The 17194-nt window shown below is 62.0% G+C and carries 17 protein-coding genes and 1 pseudogene; 9 read left to right on the top strand and 9 right to left on the bottom strand.

The annotated features are described in order from the left end of the window. Positions 1-2: 2 nt before the first annotated feature. The gene (locus AWB67_RS41755; RefSeq protein ID WP_235025057.1) at positions 3-146 is read right to left on the bottom strand and encodes a hypothetical protein; all 144 of its coding nucleotides are present in this window, start codon (positions 144-146) and stop codon (positions 3-5) included. Positions 147-213: 67 nt separating this feature from the next. On the opposite strand from AWB67_RS41755, the gene AWB67_RS06735 reads away from it, so the two are divergent. The 5 genes from AWB67_RS06735 (at position 214) to AWB67_RS06715 (ending at position 5534) form a co-directional block, all read left to right on the top strand. After that, complete coding sequence (locus AWB67_RS06735) at positions 214-747, top strand: zinc-binding dehydrogenase (protein WP_125477560.1); 534 nt, start codon at positions 214-216, stop codon at positions 745-747. 38 nt (positions 748-785) lie between these two features. Next, the gene (locus AWB67_RS06730) at positions 786-1628 is read left to right on the top strand and encodes an ATP-binding cassette domain-containing protein (protein ID WP_087655462.1); all 843 of its coding nucleotides are present in this window, start codon (positions 786-788) and stop codon (positions 1626-1628) included. Between the two features lie 222 nt (positions 1629-1850). Continuing rightward, a complete protein-coding gene (locus tag AWB67_RS06725) occupies positions 1851-2138 on the top strand; it encodes a DUF4148 domain-containing protein (protein ID WP_087655461.1) in 288 nt (95 codons plus the stop codon). Positions 2139-2475: 337 nt separating this feature from the next. Continuing rightward, entirely contained in the window at positions 2476-4206 is a 1731-nt protein-coding gene (locus AWB67_RS06720; RefSeq protein ID WP_087655460.1) for a methanol/ethanol family PQQ-dependent dehydrogenase, read from the top strand. 95 nt (positions 4207-4301) lie between these two features. After that, positions 4302-5534 (top strand): c-type cytochrome, encoded by a 1233-nt coding sequence (locus AWB67_RS06715; protein WP_087655459.1) that lies wholly within the window; start codon positions 4302-4304, stop codon positions 5532-5534. 123 nt (positions 5535-5657) lie between these two features. Here the strand turns inward: AWB67_RS06715 and pqqA are convergent, their stop codons facing one another. After that, positions 5658-5732: a pyrroloquinoline quinone precursor peptide PqqA gene (pqqA, locus tag AWB67_RS06710; RefSeq protein ID WP_087655517.1), complete on the bottom strand. Its 75-nt coding sequence runs from the start codon at positions 5730-5732 to the stop codon at positions 5658-5660. 424 nt (positions 5733-6156) lie between these two features. Here pqqA and AWB67_RS06705 point away from each other — a divergent pair, with 424 nt between their 5' ends. After that, positions 6157-6489 carry a BON domain-containing protein gene (locus tag AWB67_RS06705; RefSeq protein ID WP_087655458.1) on the top strand — a complete coding sequence of 111 codons (333 nt, stop codon included), beginning with the start codon at positions 6157-6159 and terminating at the stop codon, positions 6487-6489. 173 nt (positions 6490-6662) lie between these two features. Continuing rightward, on the top strand, positions 6663-8189 hold the full coding sequence (locus tag AWB67_RS06700) for an amidase (RefSeq protein ID WP_087655457.1): 1527 nt from the start codon (positions 6663-6665) through the stop codon (positions 8187-8189). A gap of 383 nt (positions 8190-8572) precedes the next feature. Here the strand turns inward: AWB67_RS06700 and AWB67_RS06695 are convergent, their stop codons facing one another. After that, entirely contained in the window at positions 8573-9586 is a 1014-nt protein-coding gene (locus AWB67_RS06695; protein ID WP_087655456.1) for a LacI family DNA-binding transcriptional regulator, read from the bottom strand. Positions 9587-9762: 176 nt separating this feature from the next. Between AWB67_RS06695 and AWB67_RS06690 the strand changes: the two genes are divergently transcribed. Both AWB67_RS06690 and AWB67_RS06685 read left to right on the top strand, forming a co-directional pair. Beyond that, positions 9763-12009 (top strand): beta-glucosidase family protein, encoded by a 2247-nt coding sequence (locus tag AWB67_RS06690; RefSeq protein ID WP_087655455.1) that lies wholly within the window; start codon positions 9763-9765, stop codon positions 12007-12009. 150 nt (positions 12010-12159) lie between these two features. Further along, entirely contained in the window at positions 12160-12909 is a 750-nt protein-coding gene (locus tag AWB67_RS06685; protein WP_087655454.1) for a hypothetical protein, read from the top strand. Between the two features lie 9 nt (positions 12910-12918). Here the strand turns inward: AWB67_RS06685 and AWB67_RS06680 are convergent, their stop codons facing one another. From AWB67_RS06680 to AWB67_RS06655, 6 genes and pseudogenes are all read right to left on the bottom strand, one after another. Then, positions 12919-13965, bottom strand: a complete 1047-nt coding sequence (locus tag AWB67_RS06680) for an ABC transporter ATP-binding protein (protein ID WP_087655453.1) — start codon at positions 13963-13965, stop codon at positions 12919-12921. Beyond that, positions 13962-14360 (bottom strand): annotated as a pseudogene (locus AWB67_RS06675) (ABC transporter permease subunit); the annotation flags it as partial. The pseudogene AWB67_RS06675 and the gene AWB67_RS06680, both read right to left, overlap by 4 nt. Positions 14361-14530: 170 nt before the next feature. Then, a complete protein-coding gene (flhC, locus tag AWB67_RS06670) occupies positions 14531-15124 on the bottom strand; it encodes a flagellar transcriptional regulator FlhC (protein WP_235025065.1) in 594 nt (197 codons plus the stop codon). Between the two features lie 20 nt (positions 15125-15144). Then, entirely contained in the window at positions 15145-15462 is a 318-nt protein-coding gene (gene flhD / locus AWB67_RS06665; protein ID WP_087655452.1) for a flagellar transcriptional regulator FlhD, read from the bottom strand. A 437-nt stretch (positions 15463-15899) separates the two neighbouring features. Further along, a complete protein-coding gene (locus AWB67_RS06660) occupies positions 15900-16376 on the bottom strand; it encodes a hypothetical protein (RefSeq protein ID WP_087655451.1) in 477 nt (158 codons plus the stop codon). A 45-nt stretch (positions 16377-16421) separates the two neighbouring features. Next, a complete protein-coding gene (locus AWB67_RS06655; RefSeq protein WP_087655450.1) occupies positions 16422-17048 on the bottom strand; it encodes a TetR/AcrR family transcriptional regulator in 627 nt (208 codons plus the stop codon). Positions 17049-17194: the final 146 nt, after the last annotated feature.

The following is a 17194-nucleotide window of genomic DNA, read 5'->3' as shown; positions in this document are numbered from 1 at the left end:
GCTTACTCTTCGGGCGCGAACCGCAGCATCTTTTGTTTAAGCTCCGCGGGCACCTCGACCTTGCATCGATTCTCAAGCGAAAACAGTACCACCGTCTGATCGATCTTCGCGCGCAATTCCGCACCGACGCGCGCCGTCAGGCGCATTTTGATCGAGCTCTTTCCGACTCCCTGCACTTGCAAACCGAATCGCAGGGTTTCTCCATGCTTGCTCGTGCTGGTGATCGGCGCCGGTCCCATCGGCCAGATGCACATGCAATTGGCGGTGCGCGCGGACGCGGCACCCGTGATCGTCGTCGAGCCGAATGCGCAGCGCGCGGCCCTCGCGAAAGAACTGGGCGCGGATTTCGTCGTGACCGATCCCGCGCAGATCGATGCCACCGTGCGCGCGGCGACAGATGGCAGTGGCGTTGATGTCGCGATCGAAAGCGTCGATTCGACCGAACTTTATGAGCAGGCGTTCACGCTGATCCGTCCCGGAGGCCGCGTGATTGCGTTCGGTCTCGCCAAACCGGGCCACACGTTCAGGATCACCGCGCTCGACTTTGTGCTGCGCGAACAGGGCGTGCAAGGCAGTGTCGCCGGCATGGGCGACGACATGCACGGAGCGGCCACGTTGCTCGGCTATCGACGCGTGGATGTCGCGCCGTTCCTCACCACGATCTATCGGCTCGATGACGTTCAGGCCGCGTTCAAGCGACTGGCTGAAGACAAGAGTGTCCTGAAGGTTCAGTTGCAGATCGCCTGAGCCAATCCATCGTCACCAACGCGCAGAAGAGGCCGTCCATGAACGCTCCGGAAGTGAAGGGAATCAGCAAGACGTACCCCGGCGTACGGGCGTTGCATCGCGTGGAATTCTCATGCAGCAAGGGATCGGTGCATGCGCTCGTCGGCGAAAACGGGGCTGGTAAATCGACGTTGATCAAGGTCCTGAACGGCGCGACCGCTCCCGACGGAGGCGAACTCGTACTCGATGGCGCGGCCTACGCACCGGCATCGCCGAGCGAGGCGGTCGCTGCAGGCGTATCGACGATCTATCAGGAATTCAACCTGATTCCCGCGTTGAGCGTCGCCGAGAACATCTTTCTGGGCCGCGAACGGATCACGCGCGGGTTCCTCGATGGCGCATCCATGCGCAGCGAAACGAAGGCGCTGCTCGCGCGCATCGGCGCACCGACCGACGTGCGCAGGGGTGTCAGCACGCTGTCGGTGGCCGAGCAACAACTCGTCGGGATCGCCAGGGCGCTTGCGGTTTCGGCGCGCGTGCTGATCATGGACGAACCGTCCGCGACGCTATCCGATCACGAGATGACGCTGCTCTACAACGTCGTGCGGACGCTCTCACGCAACGGCGTGACGATCCTCTATGTGTCGCATCGGATGGATGAAATCTTCGACCTCTGCGACACCTGCACGATCTTGAAAGACGGTCGATCGGTCTGCACGCGCAAGGTGGCGGACCTCGACCGCGCGTCGCTGATTCGTCTCATGGTCGGCCGCGAAGTCGATACGCGCTTTCCGGATCGGCGTAATAGTGACGACGCAGCCAGTACCGACATCGTGCTCGACGTAAAAGCGCTGCCGTGCAAGCGCAATTCCGTCGCGTTACATCATTCAGCTTTCTCCTGAGACCAATCGCTAGGCATAACCGGTTCCATGATCAGGACGTGCTTCAGAACGCCTATCTGGGCGCGCTTGAATGAGACGCTGGACATAGTCTCGACGAGGGTGTCATTTTCCTGTTCCACCGGACCGCGCAGCCAACGGTTGCCCCCGTCGTGATGGTATCGTGCATGTCAGTGCTGCCGAACGGCGAGGCCACCGATATGGCCGAATCGCGCAACCGCAGCGATGAAGGCATGCGTCGAGGAGGTCATGATGAATGAGTCGTGCGCGAAACCGGCGGCACGCATCACATGTGTATTGCTCGCGGCTCTGTGGATTCCGGGTGCAGCGCAATCACAGCAGGAGGACCGCGACGCGCGCCGGGCGCGGCGGGACGCTGAACTGACCGAATTGCGAGCGAACGGGTACCGGTCGACCCTCAAAGACCGCGACTATCCGCAGAACATACAGAACGCGCAGCGCAAGATCGAACAAAAGAAAGCGTCGGCCGCTCCTGCTGGATCGGCTCCCTAGCGGCGGCGAAAGGCGCTGTCGCATTCTCGGGCGCATGCGCCTCGTCGAGACCTCTCCGCAGTACAGCCGTGCCTGCAAGGCAAATCGAAGCTGCGCCATCGAGTAACACCTCTCTCGTTCACTGTACCAAGACACAACACCTCACGCCCACTGTCACGCGGCCAGCAACGCTGACTAACGCGTATTCGTTGGCGCGCCACGCATAGCGCGCCGCCCGGCGAGGCCGTGTTCAAAGCGATGGCATGCGATTTGCCTTATTCGTCGCGCAGCACATCCATACCCACAAGACACAAAAGACGCGACCAGCATCGCGTCGACTGTTCACCAGGAGACAGGGATGAAAACACGTGTAGGTTCCATTACGCTGGCAGCGGCGTCTGCGATCGGCATTGCTGTGGCCGTCGGTCTGACGTTCAGTGCGGCGGCAGGCGCGGCCGACGATTATCCGCCGGTCACTTATGACCGCCTCACGCAGGCACAGAGCGATCCGGGATGGCTCACCTACTACCGTACCTATGACGGCCACGCCCATTCGCCGCTCAAGCAGATCACGACGTCGAACGTCAAGAACCTCAAGCAGGTGTGGAGCTACAAGTTTCCCGCCGAGCTCAAGCAGGGCTTCGAGGCGACGCCGCTCGTCAACGGACGGCTCATGTTCGTCACGACGCCCAAGGACAACGTCTATGCATTCGATGCCGCGACGGGCAAGCAACTCTGGAAATACGAACCCAAGCTGGGCGCCGAATCCTTCAAGACCGCGTGTTGCGACGTGATCAACCGGGGCGTCGCGCTCTACGGCAAGAACGTCTACGTCGCGATGCTCAGTGGCGAGGTCGCCGCGCTGGATGCGCAGACGGGTGCGGTCGTGTGGAAGAAGCAGATGTTCGAGCCGGGCGTCGGCTACGCGTTCTCGCTGGCTCCGCTTGCGCTCGACGGTGCGCTCGTGGTCGGCAGCGCGGGGGGTGAGTACGGCGCGCGGGGTTTCATCGCGGCGCTCAATCCCGACGATGGCAACGTCCTGTGGAAACGCTATACCGTGCCGGGCGCGGGCGAAAAGCATGGCGATACGTGGCCTGACGGCACGCAGGAACACGGCGGCGCCCCGGCGTGGTTGACGGGGACCTACGATCCGGCATCGAAGACCTTGTTCTGGGGCGTCGGCAACCCCGGACCGTGGCTCGCGGATCTGCGGCCCGGTGACAACCTTTACTCGAATTCGCTGCTGGCGATGGACCCGAAATCCGGCGATATCAAGTGGCACTATCAATACACGCGGCACGACACGTGGGATTACGACGGCGTCAATACGCCGGTGCTGGCCAAGATCAACTACGAGAACAAGGACTACGATGCCGTCATTCACGCGGACCGCAACGGATACTTCCATGCGATCGACCGAAGCAATGGCAAGCTGATCTACGCGAAGCCGTTCGTCAGAGCGACTTCGGTCACGGGCTACACGGCGGAAGGCGCGCCGATCCAGGACGAAACGAAGTACCCGAAAGTGGGCACGACGATCGAGACGTGCCCGAGCTTCCTCGGCGGCAAGAACTGGTGGTCCACGTCGTACGATCCGGAAAAACACCTTGCCATCGTTCCTTCGCTGCACGCGTGCATGACGCTGTCCGGCAAATCGGTCACGTACATGAAGGGACTTCCCTACCTGGGCGAAGGATTCGAGATCAAGCCCGAACCGGGCAGCCAGGGATACGGTGAGCTGCAGGCAATCGACGTCAATACGGGCAAGAAGGTCTGGAGCCACTGGTCGAAGTTGCCATGGAACGGCGGTGTCGCGACGACGGCCGGGGGTCTTGCGTTCAGCGGCTCGCTGGACGGGCACCTGTTGGCCTTCGATGAAGCGACCGGCAAGGTGCTCTGGCAAAGCCCGAAACTCGCGAGCGGCATCATTGCGCAGCCTTCGGTGTTCGAGATCGGGGGCAAGCAATACGTGGCCATTCTGGCCGGTTACGGCGGCGCCAACCCGATCTGGGGCGGCCCGATGGCGAAGGCCGCCGAGAAGATCCCGGTCGGCGGAACGCTGTACGTGTTCGCGCTTAACCACAGCTGATTCGCGACATCGCGCGCTGGCTTGCCCGTGCAACGCGGGCGAGCCAGCATGACGCCTCAAGCCTCATGTCTCAAGCCTATTTCGGAAGTCCCATCATGAAAACTTATCTGCATCAGGCCGCAGCCGCCAGCCTGCTCGTGGCCGGCGCTGCGCTCGTGCCAACGACGTCCATTGCCGGCGTACGCGTGTGTACGTTTCCCGGAAGCCCTTCGGCGGCGCTGGACCGTGCGGTCGCACGGGAGGCGTTCAAGACCGCGGGCATCGCCGCATCGATCATCGAAGATGGAATCGGGGAGGGCGACGATGACGGCGTTTCCCTCAAGGAACTCCACAAGACGCTCGGGCGCAGTTGCGATGCGATTGCCGGCTTCCCGCAGTCGTCGGTCGCCGATGGCTCGGGCGACGCGATGGTCTTGTCCCGGGATTATCTGCGCTCAGGCTATGTCAGCGTGACAACGGTCGATCCGGTCGCGCAGCGAGGGCGCGCAAACGTGGTTGCCGCCACGTATGCGAGCCCTGCGCAGCTCATCGCGGTCCAGGAACAAGACGTCAAGCTGGACCTGGAAAATACGCCCGAGCGAACGGTGGAGGCGGTCGCGACGGGGCATGCAACACGCGCGATAGTCTGGTATCCGGCTGTGGTCGCCTATACGCTCGACCATCCGAAACAGCGCTTCAACGTGTCGGCGACGACGTCTCCGTATGCGGAGTGGCGGCTCGTCTTCGCATTCGGTGCGAAGAACGCCGCACTTCAGCCGCGCATCGATGCGGCGCTCACGAAAATGGCCGCGGACGGCCGGCTGACTGCGTTGACCGATGCGTGGGCCTTGCCCGATAGCGCGCGTACAGCGCAGGCATCATCGACGAAATACGCGTATCTCGACGGCCCGGTGCGTTCGACTGGCATCCGCCGATCGGGCGTTCTGGCGAGCGCTACGTCTTTGGAAACCGGAGGTTTCGTGAAGGTCGCTGCCGCGGGTGGCGATGTTCCTTCCTTCGACAAGGGCCAGGTCGCGCATGGCAAGAAGTTGTACTCAAGCGCGTGCGCGAAGTGTCATGGGGCCGATCTCGGCGGCGTCAATGCGCCTGCGCTGCGGGGCCCATCGTTCGCGCCGGCGAAGGACGCCCATCTGACGATCGGCGGCATCTATGGCTACATGGCGACGAACATGCCCGCGGACCGGCCGGGCAAGATGAAGGACGAGGAATACGCGGACATCATGGCGTTTCTGTTGTTCTCGAACGGCTATAGCGCGGGCGGCTCCAAGCTCACGGCCGACGCCGCGCGCGCTTCCGCGACACCGCTTAACGCCGGTAACTCGCAATAGACGCCGTAGGCGTTAGACAACCCCGCTAGCCGATGTTGGCAGCGGGGTTTTTCAATTACTGAATCGTATCGGTGGTGCCGCCGCGCATGCCTGAGGTGGATGCGCAAGCGGCTGTTGAACGCGTTAGCGAACGGCGATATACATCGTGATTTCAAAGCCGAAGCGCAAGTCGGTGAAGGCGGGTGTGGTCCACTGCATGGTTGTCTCCCTGGATTAAAAAGTTTGCGTCGAAGTCCGTGCAAGAGGCACGGCCGGTCTCTCGACGCAAACTCTGTGCCGAGCGCTGAAGATCATTGCATTGCTCGCGCATTGCGTTGAAGTGCCGAAGCGAAAAGCCGGCGCGTTGTTGCATCGTGGAGCAACGCTGTTGCCAGATGCAACGCCACAGCGCGACACGCCTCAAACCGTGCTTACGCTCATCGGAAGTACGTTGGCCTTACCCCACGACCAGCCCGCGTCACTGTACAACCCACAATAAGAGCTTACAATTCGTTTGCCCGAATGTCGTGGCTGCAGGTCATCAACGCCAGTTTGCGCACTTTTCGTCACACAGCGTGTCATGACCTGTGATCTTTTGCGTCGTTCCCAAGCAGTTTTGCTACTTCCTTCTTAAGGAGAAGAGATGAAATCAATCAACACCTACCTTGCCGCTCTGGTAGCCGTCAGCGCTATCGTCGCTACTGTTCCCGTTGTTGGTGCGCAAGAGGCCGGCGCAACCAAATCGTCAGTTAGGGCAGCGGATCGGCAACTGGCGAAGAAAGTTCAGACGACGTTGTACAAGCAAAAGGGTCTGGAATCTGCCGACGTTCACGCCGTCGCTCGTGGCGGCAAGGTAACGTTGGTGGGAATGGCTCCCGATCAGACGCAGATAGATCTTGCAGCGAAAGTTGCTGAGGGGGTTCCGGGCGTGTCGTCGGTCAAGAACAATTTGACCGTCGAGGAAGCGGGACATTGATGTTCGAGCCCACTGCATTTTTGTGACTGCATTCCACGCGGTGCGATGGAGTGGGCGATTTAATTAATCAATGATTTTCATCTGCGTAGCGAGCCTTTCGCTCGATTGCACCTTGGCGAGCGGTTCCGGCTCTGCGGCTCCCTTCCATTCGCCATCCACCATGACAGCCAGCCATGAATGACATCGCCGATCTCGTGAGCCGCACGGCCGTCGAACTCCGCCGCATGATCGGAGCGCGGGAGCTCTCGCCGGTTGAACTGCTCGACGCCTGCATCGCGCGCATCGAAGCGATCAACCCGGCCGTGAACGCCGTGACGGCAACCTGCTTCGAAGCGGCGCGCGAAGCCGCGAAGGCCGCGGAGCGCGCGGTATCGAATGGCGAGCCGCTCGGATTGCTGCACGGCCTCCCGCTCGGCGTGAAGGATCTCGAAGATACGGCTGGACTTCTCACCACCTACGGCTCGCCGATGTCGCGCGGCAACGTGCCTTCGCGTGACGTCGTGCTGGTCGAACGCCTGCGCGCCGCCGGTGCGATCCTGGTGGCGAAGACGAACGTGCCCGAACTCGGCGCGGGTGCGAACACGCGCAACGCGGTATGGGGCGCGACCGGCAATCCCTTCAATCCGCAACTGAACGCGGGCGGCTCGTCGGGCGGATCGGCGGCGGCGCTGGCCTGCGACATGCTGCCGGTCTGCACCGGATCGGACACGGGCGGGTCGCTGCGCATTCCAGCGTCGAAATGCGGTGTGGTCGGCTTCCGGCCGTCGCCGGGACTCGTGCCCAATTCGCGACGGCTGCTCGGCTGGACGCCGCTCTCGGTCGTCGGTCCGATGGGACGCACGGTCGCCGAAACTGCGCTGCAACTCGCCGCGACCGCCGGCTTCTCGACCAGTGATCCGCTGAGTTACGCCGTCGATTCTCTATCGTTCGCGATGCTCGAACCGCTCGATCTGTCGTCGCTGCGCGTGGGCTACACCGAAGATTTCGGCAGTTGCGACGTTGACGATGCGATCCGCGCCACATTCCGCTCGCGCATCGCCGCCATCGCGCCGATGGTGCGAAGTTGCGAGGAAGTCACCTTCGATCTGGGCGATGTCCATCGCTCGTTCGACGTGATTCGCGCGGAGAGCTTCGTCGCGAGCCTGCGCGATGCCTATGCGCGCGATCCGAATGCGCTCGGGCCGAACACGCGCGCCAACTACGAGATGGGCGCGACGATGTCGCTCGCGGACAGCGCGTGGGCGCAAGCCGAGCAGACGCGCATCTTCCGGCGTTTCCAAAGCGCGTTCGAGCGTTACGACGTGATCCTTTCGCCGACGACGCCGGTTACCCCGTTCCCGTGGCAGGAACTGTATGCGGCGCAGATCAACGGTCGCGCGCAGGAGAACTACTACCGCTGGCTCGCACTCACGTACGTGGTCACGCTCACGACGCATCCGGCGCTCTCGCTGCCCTGCGGCGTCGATCATGCGGGCATGCCGTTCGGCTTGCAGATCGTCGGGCCGTTCCGTGGCGACCGAAAGACGCTCGCCGTGTCGCATGCGTTCGAACAGGCGTTCGATGCCGTGCCTGCGCTGCGTCGCCCGCGTCCGGATCTTTCGAAGCTCACGCAACCGACGCCATCGCTCAAGTCGATCGTTACTGCGCCGCCTGTTCTTGATTCGACGGGTGAAAGTGAGGCTGGCGCATCGGCGGTGTGAATCTCGTCGATCGACATGCGCTGGCATGTGGATATCGCGATAACGCGGCCGACATCGCGTTGGCGGTGGTCTCGCTTTAGTGAAAAAACTCACTTGCGGACCGGGCAGATCGAAGGGATGAACTCACTCAGGGAAACCACTTAGGCGAAAGCGTTGGTAAGCCTGCTCGAAACTCGTTAATCTGGGTAACCGTTTTCCCAAACACATATTGGGAAAAATCCTCTTATTCCCAGATGCACGCCTCGTGATTGCGCAAGGCGTGCGGAGACCCTCATGCAAAGAATCGCGAACCGGCGCCGCTTGGCCGCCCACGCGCTGCTTTTCATTGCCGCGATCGTCGAGCTCGTCGCACGACTCGACGCACGTCTGCTGGCTCCGCGATATCAAAGCGTCTTTTTCGCGGGCTTGGCAGCGAGCGCGGTCGATTCGCGCACGACGAGGCACGGCTCGATGGTCACATGCTCGATCGCTTCCTTGCCCGCGAGCGCATCGATCAGTTTCTGCATGGCGATCTCGCCCATCATTTCGCTTTGCGTGTCCACGCTCGTCAGAGTCGGTGCCGAAATCTCGCCGTATGGAACGTTGTCGATGCCGGTCACCGACACGTCGCGAGGCACGTTGATGCCGAGCGCGGTGGCCGCCTTGATGAAGCCGAATGCAATGAGATCGTTGTAGCAAATGACCGCCTGAGGGCGGCGCGGCCCCAGCATCACGCGCGAACAGGCTTGCTCGCCCGCGCGGGTAGTCGGCGCATGAACATCGTGCACGTCGAGTTCGAGGCCAGCCTGAGCGAGACAATCGCGCACGCCGGCGATCCGCTCGTCGTTGATGCGCGCCTGCCCGAAGCCGAGATACGCAAAATCGCGATGGCCGAGATCGAGCAGATGCCGGGTCAGCATGAAGGTGGCAAGCCGATTGTCGATGCCGACGCTCGCGATGGGCAGCGTCTCGCTGCGCCTGAGCAGCACGACAGGCTTGTCGAGATCGAGCAGCCAGTCCGATGCTTCTTCGGGCAGCCGCGAACTGAGGATCAGTCCGTCGACCCGGCGCGCGAGCGCCTCGACGAGCGGCCGCTCGCGCGCCTGGTTCTCATCGACGTCGACGAGCAGCAGCGTGTAGTCGTGCTTGAGCGCCACGCGGTTCGCGCCCTTGACGACGTTGGTGAAGTGCGGATTGCTGATGTCGAGAATGGTGAGGCCGATGGTGCGCGTCTGCTTCGTGACCATCGAGCGCGCGAGCGGATTCGACTGGTAGCCGAGTTGCTCGATGGCCGCCTTGAGCTTCGCTTCGACCGGCTCGGTGAAACGCTTGGTGCCGTTGATGTATTTCGACACGGTTGCAACGGAGACGCCTGACAGTGCCGCGACATCGCGAATGGTCGCCGAAGTTTTTTTCATAGGGGAAACGTTCAACACGATCGGATGCGCGGCGCGCCGCGCGAATAGTTCGAGTGTACGACGTTACGTGGCATCGCCATAAGTAAAAGAAGCTGTTCAGTCGAGAATCGGATCGATGAAGGCAGATTAATTAGGATGACGATTCAAGCATTTTATATGACTAAAAGGAGAGAGCAATGATGATGAAGCGAACGTTGTTGAGCGCGGTAGTTGCGATGATCGTCACGGCCGGTTGCGGCGGACATAACGACGCAGGCACGCCGACGGCTGCGAACGCGCACGCGTGGATGAACACATCGTTGCCGCCCCAGCAGCGCACGGCGTTGCTTCTGGCGGCCATGTCACCGCAGCAAAAGATCGCGCAACTCACTGGATCGCCGGGCGTGGTGCCGGAGATTCCGTCCTGCTACGGTAGCCGGCACATCACGGGTATCCCCGACCTGCAGATTCCGACGTTGCGCGTGACCAACGGGCCTGTCGGCGTCGGGCAAAACGATTGCGTGTCGCCTGATCTGCCGGGGCTGCCACTCGCGTCGCTGTCGAGCCCTGCTTCGGCGAAGGCGACCGCGCTTCCGTCCGGCATGGCGGTGGCGGCATCGTTCGATACTGCCGTCGCGAGCCAGTTCGGCGATGTGATCGGGCGCGAGTCGCGCAATCTCGCGCTGCATGTCCTCGAAGGTCCCGGCATGAACCTGGCCCGCAATCCGACGCTCGGCCGCAACTTCGAATACTTTGGCGAAGACCCGATCCTGAGCGGCATGATGGGCGTGGCCGAGATCAAGGCGATACAGTCGCACGGCGTGATCGCGATGGCGAAGCATCTCGTTGCGAACGAGCAGGAAACGAATCGCATGACAATCAACGAGAACATTGACGACAAAACCTTGCACGAACTGTATATGGTGCCGTTCGAGATGGCCGTGAAGGACAGCGGCGTGGCCTCGGTCATGTGCTCGTACAATTCGGTGAACGGTGCGTCGATGTGCGAGAACAAGCACATCCTCACCGACGTGCTGCGCGGTCAATGGGGCTTCACCGGCTACGTGCAGTCGGACTTCTTCGCGGCGCACAGCACGGCCAACACGATGCTCGCCGGTCTCGACAACGAAATGCCCGGCATCGACGTCCCGCCGCTCTCGACCTGGTGGACGCCCCCGAAAATCAACGCGGCGCTGACAGCGGGGCAGATCAAACAGTCCGATATCGATACCGCGCTCGGCCGCCGTTATACACAGATGTTCAAGCTGGGCATCTTCGACCGGCCGGTGACGCAGACGGCCATCGACGCAACCGGCGACGGCGCCATCGCGCGCGCGATTGGCGAGCAGTCGGCGGTCTTGCTGAAGAACACGAATAACGTGCTGCCCTTCGACAGCAAGACCGTGCATTCCGTGGCGCTGATCGGGCAGGCGGCGTATGCGAACAAAGCCGTCGCTGGCTGCTGCGGCGGCAGCTCCGACGTGATTCCTCTTTATACGGTCACACCGCTCGAAGGCGTGCAGAATGCGCTGAAACAACTCGGATCGAGCGCGACCGCAAACCTCACCATTGTCGCCGACGATAACAGCAATCTCGCCGACGCCGTCGCCGCCGCAAAGAAGGCCGACGTGGTCATCGTGCTGGCCGGCACGATTGCCGAGGAGGGTGCCGACCGTCCGAGCATCGAGCTGTCGAATAACCAGGATCAGGTCATCACCGCCGTCGCCGCCGCGAATCCGCACGCAGCGGTCGTGATGAAGGACAACGCGTCCGCGCTGATGCCGTGGATCGACCAGGTTCCGGCCGTTCTGGAAACGTGGTTCCCGGGTCAGGAGGACGGCAATATCGTGGCGGGTCTCGTGTTCGGCATCGCGAATCCGTCGGGCAAGTTGCCCGTGACGTTCCCGAAGAACGCGGGCGACTGGCCGGCGAATACGCCCGCGCAGTATCCCGGCGTGAATCTCAACGGCGTTCCGACCGTCACGTACTCGGAGGGACTGCAGATCGGTTATCGCTGGTATGACGCGCAGAACGTCAAGCCGCTGTTCGCATTCGGTCACGGATTGTCGTACACGAGTTTCAAGCTGTCGGCATTGCAGGTGACGCCGCAAGCCTCCGACGGCACGAAGCCGATTACGGTGCAGGTCGATGTCGAGAATAGCGGCAAGGTCGCCGGTGCCGAAGTTCCGCAGGTTTATCTGTCGTTGCCTGCCGGCCTCGGACAGCCTCCCAAGCGCCTGGTCGGATTTCAGAAGGTGCTGCTCGCGGCGGGGGAGAAGAAGACGGTGCAGATCGTCATCGATCCGAACGCGGCGAGCCATCCGCTCGGCACGTGGGATACGACCGCGCAACAATGGAAGACGGCTGGCGGGCAGTATCAGGTGATGGTCGGCAACGCTTCGGACAATCTCACGTTGAGTTCGACGTTGTCGGTCGGCAAATAGGCGAGGGGTGATCGTTGGGCGGTGCAGCAGCACTGCTGTAGCGCCCGGTGCCGACGGATTGATAAGAAACGAGGTGATAATTCAGCCTGAGGGGACTGGGAATAAAATCGCACCGTCGCCGGTACTTCAGTCAGACGAAGGGGAACCGAAGTGCATACAATCCTGCGTAACCTGCAGCTTGCGTCGGGCGTGGTCCTGCTGACCTATCTTTCCCTTCATCTGATCAATCACGCGCTAGGCATCTGGTCGCTGGATCTTGCCGAGCACGGGCTGACGCTTGCCGTTCGACTGTGGTACGGCACGCCCGGCACGATCCTGCTGTACGGCGCGGCGGGCGTGCATTTCGTGATGGCGCTGCGCACGATCTACGAGCGCCGCCACTGGACGCTTCCGGCGACCGAATGGATTCGCCTGTGGGCTGGCCTCAGTCTTCCTCTGCTTCTCATCCGCCATGCAGTGGGCACACGCCTCGCCGCGTCGCTGTATTCGTTCGAACCGGACTATGAAAAGATCGTCGTGTCGCTCATCAACAGCGGCACGCAAGGCTTGCAGCTTGCGTTGCTCGCCCCCGGCTGGGTGCACGGTTGCCTCGGTTTGTGGCTCCGTTTTCGCCACTATGATTTCGTGCGCCGCGCGAAGCCCGTGCTGGTCGCCGTGCTCATCGTTCTTCCGCTACTTTCCGCAATCGGCTTTGCGCGGATGTCGAGCGCCGTTGTGGCAACGAATGCGCTTCATCTGACATCCGATCCGACGCTCGTGGAGCACCGTGCCACTTTGGATGCGTGGCGTAACAACCTCGTGACTGTCTATCTGTCGGCGGTCATCGGCGCTTTTCTGGCGGGGCGTCTGCGCAACCGCTTGCACCGACGCGCAGCGCACAAGGATTCGCTCGATAGCTGATGCGCCGGGTCACTCCTGCGCGCGTGAGTACGCAATGACCTCGCCCTCGACCCGCACTCTCACCCGCTCACCGATCCTCGGACTCAAATGTCCCGCCACCCGCGCCGACACGACGCTGGCGCTGTTCACGAGACGCAGGCCGACGGTCGCATCGTGCCCATAGAACGTGAGGCTTTCGACGGTCGCCTCGTGTCCTTGATCGGTGTCGGTGTCGCTGCAAAAGCGGATCTGCAACGGCCGGATCATGACGTCGACGAGGCCGGCGTTCGCGGCTCGGCCGAGCATCAGCCGCCCCATCTCGCATTCCACCCGATCACCATGCACCACGCCTGGCAGCAGCACGGCATCGCCGATGAATGTCGCGAGTTCGGGCGTGGCAGGCCGGCGGTAGAGCGCTTCGGGCGTATCCGTCTGCACGAGTCTGCCATTCGATAGCACGGCCACGGCGTGACCGAGCGAAAGCGCCTCCGACTGGTCATGCGTGACGAGCACCGCCGTGGCGCCCGCCGCCAGCGCGTTCGTCACGGCTTCGCGCGTCTCGATGCGCAACGCGGTATCGAGCGACGAAAAAGGCTCGTCGAGCATCACGAGCGAAGGAGCAGGCGCAAGCGCCCGGGCGAGTGCCACGCGTTGCTGCTGGCCGCCGGAGAGCGCCTGCGGCGGACGCTCACCGTAGGAACCAGGCAAGCCGACGAGTTCCAGCAGTTCATCCACGCGATGCCGCGCGCGACGCTGGGCACGCGGCAAACCGAACACGATGTTCTGCGCCACCGACAAGTGCGGAAACACCGCGCCCTCCTGCGGCACGTAGCCGATTCGCCGTGCCTCCGACGGCACGTGCACGCCATCGCCCGCGACGAGCCGTCCATCGATCTCGACCGTGCCGCCATCGGCGCGTTCGAAGCCGCAGAGCACGCGCAGAAGCGTCGTCTTGCCGCTGCCCGATGGTCCGAGCAGCGCAAGCAATGTCCCGGCCGCAACAGACAGATCGATGCCGTGCAATACCGCATGTCCATCGAACGATTTCGTGAGACCGCTCATGCGAAGATCGCTCACGTCGATGCGCTCCGTCCGAGCACGGCGGATTTTCCGAGCAATGCGAACAGCGCCGCCGATGCCCCGAGCGAGATGCCGACGAGCAGCGCCGCATACGGCGCGGCGGCGGCGAAGGCGAGAGTGGACGTATCGCTCCACACTTGCGTTGCGAGCGTGCGCGTGCCGATCGGCGAGAGCAGCAGGGTCGAATTGAGTTCGGTGACGACGGCGATGAAGACCATCGTCGCAGCAGCGCCGAAACCGGGGCCAGCAAGCGGCAGGACGATGCGTCGCGCGGTCTCGCTCCAGCCGAGGCCGAGCGAGCGCGCGGTTTCCTCGAGGCGTGGCTGCGCCTGCGTAAGCGCGGCGCGCACGCTCACGAGCGCGAGCGGCATGAAGAGAATCGCATACGCCACGTTGAAGAAGCGTGATGCTCACGCCATCGCGAATCATGCGTTCGAGCGCTTGGCGAAATCGCTCAACGGGCGCGACGCATCGGCTCGAGTTGGCTCAGGCGGAAATATTGCGATTGGGGAAGCGGCGCCGCCCGGACCCGCTGCCAAGGCATCTGCATGACAGATACCGCCTAGGCTGCGTGCGAATTGAAATCGCTGCTCTCCACATCTGCTTGCGAATCGACGGCCAGTGCGGCCGCGAGCGCCGCCGCTTTCTTGGTCTTCCCCGCGCGCGACGGCGGCTGGCAGGCCCCGCACACCACGTTGTTCTGCAAATCATGTTTGTGCGCGATGAACTTCCCGGTGCAGCGGCAGCAGCGCGTCATCTGCAACATGCCGGCGTCGAAAAAGCGCACCAGCGTCCAGGCTCGCGTCAAATCGAGTACCGCTTCGACACCGCTATGGTCGCAATGTTCTAAATACAGCTGATACCCCTTGGTCAACGCATCGAGGTGCGAGCAGCCGGCTTCGTGCTTCAGAAATACATACGTGTTGTAGAACAGCGACGCGTGGATGTTCGCGAGCCACGTCATGTACCAGTCGGCGGAGAAGGGCAGCATCCCCTTCGGCGGCGATACACCCTTCACTTCGCGATAAAGACGGATCATGCGATCACGCGACAGCGTCAGCTCGCTCTCCAGGACCTGCATCCGAGCGCCGAGCTTGATCAGGGCGATTGCGCGGAACACTTCCTGGGCGTCTTCGGTCAGGCTTTTTTTCAGCAACGTGGTCATGACTCGTCGTCTCAAGCGAACTGTGCGGCTGGCTGGCCAGCCAGCAGGATTGCCGCGTGCGTCGACGCAATGTCCGCGTGCTTCGCGGGCTGCGTCAATGCCGAAAGCATCGTGTAATCGTTGAAGCGGAAGAAGCACAGCAACTGGTCGGACGACGCGAGCTTCACGATTTGCGGAAGCGTCAAGCCGGCGAGCAGTCCCGCGAGTTCGGCTGAAAGCCCAAGGCGGAACATGCCGATGGCTTTGTCTTCGCGCAGCATGCGTTGTGCGAGCATGATGTACGACAGGTTGATTTCACGGATGGATTCCAGCGTGTCGAGATGATTCATAAGTCTCAGCTTTAAAACCCCGAACGCGACCGTAATTATTGCCGGTATCTTTTGCCGTTTAGATCAAACTATCGCGTTAGTTGTTGTCTTCTGAAAACCACCGTTAAAACAGTGGGTTACAGCGAATATTGAGATAGTAGAGAGGATTTTTAAGCGTATCAATACGTATGAACTATTTATTTGACCGGTGGGCAAAGAACAACGGTAAATAATTCGCGCGGTAATTTAAACCGAACGAGCATTCTTTTGGTTTTATGAGCGCGGCAATTAAATGTTAAAGCGCCGGGTGACCGCCAACGTATATCCGGCGGCCGGCGGCCAGTGACACTGATGACTTCGCTAGTGAACGGGTCGAAGCGAATGGTGTTGCGCGGGGAAGCAAGATCTTCAAGCGAACTAAGCGGCAGCAGTGCGCTTAAGCCTGCCGCCGCGCAACCTCACGCTTGCGCTGCCGCCGCAGTTGCAAAGGCGCGGAAGTTCGCAGGCGTCGCGAAGGCGAGATACTGCTTCTGCATCTCGTCGGTCAGAACTTCGATCATCGTCGTCCCTTCGATCCACAATTCCATCACGTCGAAGAAGTTCTGCCCGCGCGTGCATCGGACTGCACGCCAGCCTTCGCGCTCGCCGATCGCATACACCTCGTCGGGCGTGAGCCTGCTCGCTACAGCGATATGGAACGCGCTGTACTGCGCGCCCGCGCTCGTGCCAGGAACGAACGAACTCCCGTCGCTGCCGGGGCAAATCACGCGATCACTCGGATATGTCTCGATGATCGTGCCGCGATCGTCTTCCGCGATCGCCATCCACGAGTCGGGAAACGACGGGAACGGCGCATGAAACCCGCCCCACAGTTCAGCGATGACGCGTGCGACGTTCTGCGGATCCCGAGCCGGGATTGAAGCATGAAAGAGCATGAGCGACCTCCGTCGAGTGATGTGCCTAAGGTGAGCGTTTCCGTATCAGGCTTTGCCAGTTGACTTCTTCTTCTGACGCATGCGGCGCCGTGCATCATCGAGCAGCGCGCCGATCGCTTCTAACGAGGCCGTTGCCGCCTCCCGGCCATCCATGTCCCAGTAGTCCTTGAACGCCGCCCACGCGCTCGCCGAATAGAGCAGTTGCAGCGCCGCGCACAAGCGCTTCCGTTCGGCGTCGGGCATGGGCCCGATCTCGCGATCGACCAGTTCTTCGAATGCCTTCTGACGCGGCGCATTCGCACGGCGACGCGCCTGCCGGCCGAGCGGCGATGCGAGCATCCCGCGAATCAGCGGCTCGCGCGCATCGAAGTTCGCGAAGTCGGGGCCGAGGCGCTCTGCCAGTTCATCGAAGGTGCCCGGAAACTGGTCACGGTTGATCGAGTGCGGCGCCCATTCCCAGAAGGCTTCCAGCAGCGCTTCCTTGCTCGGAAAATAGCGAAACGCCGTGCTTTCGCCGACACCGGCTTCGCGCGCGATCTGGCCGAAGCTCAGGTTCGCGAGGCCGTCGTGTTCGATACAGCGCGCGACGGCGTCGAGAAGGCTTTCGCGCGTCCTCGCCTTGTTGCGGTCGCGCAGGCTCGGAGGCTGAGTTTGGTCGATGGTGGATTTCATGGGGGTAATGCTCTCAATTTGGAGGCATCACCGTCAATTGGTAGTTCCACCGCCTTTTTGCCCTCCGACCTATGATTGCGCGATGCCGCGAGGAGGCGTAAGTTCAGCGACCTGCCCGAGCACAAATACAAACACTGGAGAACAGC

The organism is Caballeronia terrestris (assembly GCF_001544515.1).
Classification (GTDB): domain Bacteria; phylum Pseudomonadota; class Gammaproteobacteria; order Burkholderiales; family Burkholderiaceae; genus Caballeronia; species Caballeronia terrestris.
Note: the sequence above shows the minus strand (reverse complement) of the source record. Positions and strands in the feature narration are given on the sequence as shown.

Bases quoted from the DNA above. Each gene is read 5' to 3' on its own strand.
- AWB67_RS41755 (WP_235025057.1), bottom strand. From the start codon at position 146: ATGCGCCTGACGGCGCGCGTCGGTGCGGAATTGCGCGCGAAGATCGAT.
- AWB67_RS06700 (WP_087655457.1), top strand. From the start codon at position 6,663: ATGAATGACATCGCCGATCTCGTGAGCCGCACGGCCGTCGAACTCCGC.
- AWB67_RS06655 (WP_087655450.1), bottom strand. From the start codon at position 17,048: ATGAAATCCACCATCGACCAAACTCAGCCTCCGAGCCTGCGCGACCGC.
- AWB67_RS06715 (WP_087655459.1), top strand. From the start codon at position 4,302: ATGAAAACTTATCTGCATCAGGCCGCAGCCGCCAGCCTGCTCGTGGCC.
- AWB67_RS06695 (WP_087655456.1), bottom strand. From the start codon at position 9,586: ATGAAAAAAACTTCGGCGACCATTCGCGATGTCGCGGCACTGTCAGGC.
- AWB67_RS06725 (WP_087655461.1), top strand. From the start codon at position 1,851: ATGAAGGCATGCGTCGAGGAGGTCATGATGAATGAGTCGTGCGCGAAA.
- flhD (WP_087655452.1), bottom strand. From the start codon at position 15,462: ATGAATCATCTCGACACGCTGGAATCCATCCGTGAAATCAACCTGTCG.
- AWB67_RS06660 (WP_087655451.1), bottom strand. From the start codon at position 16,376: ATGCTCTTTCATGCTTCAATCCCGGCTCGGGATCCGCAGAACGTCGCA.
- AWB67_RS06720 (WP_087655460.1), top strand. From the start codon at position 2,476: ATGAAAACACGTGTAGGTTCCATTACGCTGGCAGCGGCGTCTGCGATC.
- AWB67_RS06730 (WP_087655462.1), top strand. From the start codon at position 786: ATGAACGCTCCGGAAGTGAAGGGAATCAGCAAGACGTACCCCGGCGTA.
- AWB67_RS06705 (WP_087655458.1), top strand. From the start codon at position 6,157: ATGAAATCAATCAACACCTACCTTGCCGCTCTGGTAGCCGTCAGCGCT.
- AWB67_RS06690 (WP_087655455.1), top strand. From the start codon at position 9,763: ATGATGATGAAGCGAACGTTGTTGAGCGCGGTAGTTGCGATGATCGTC.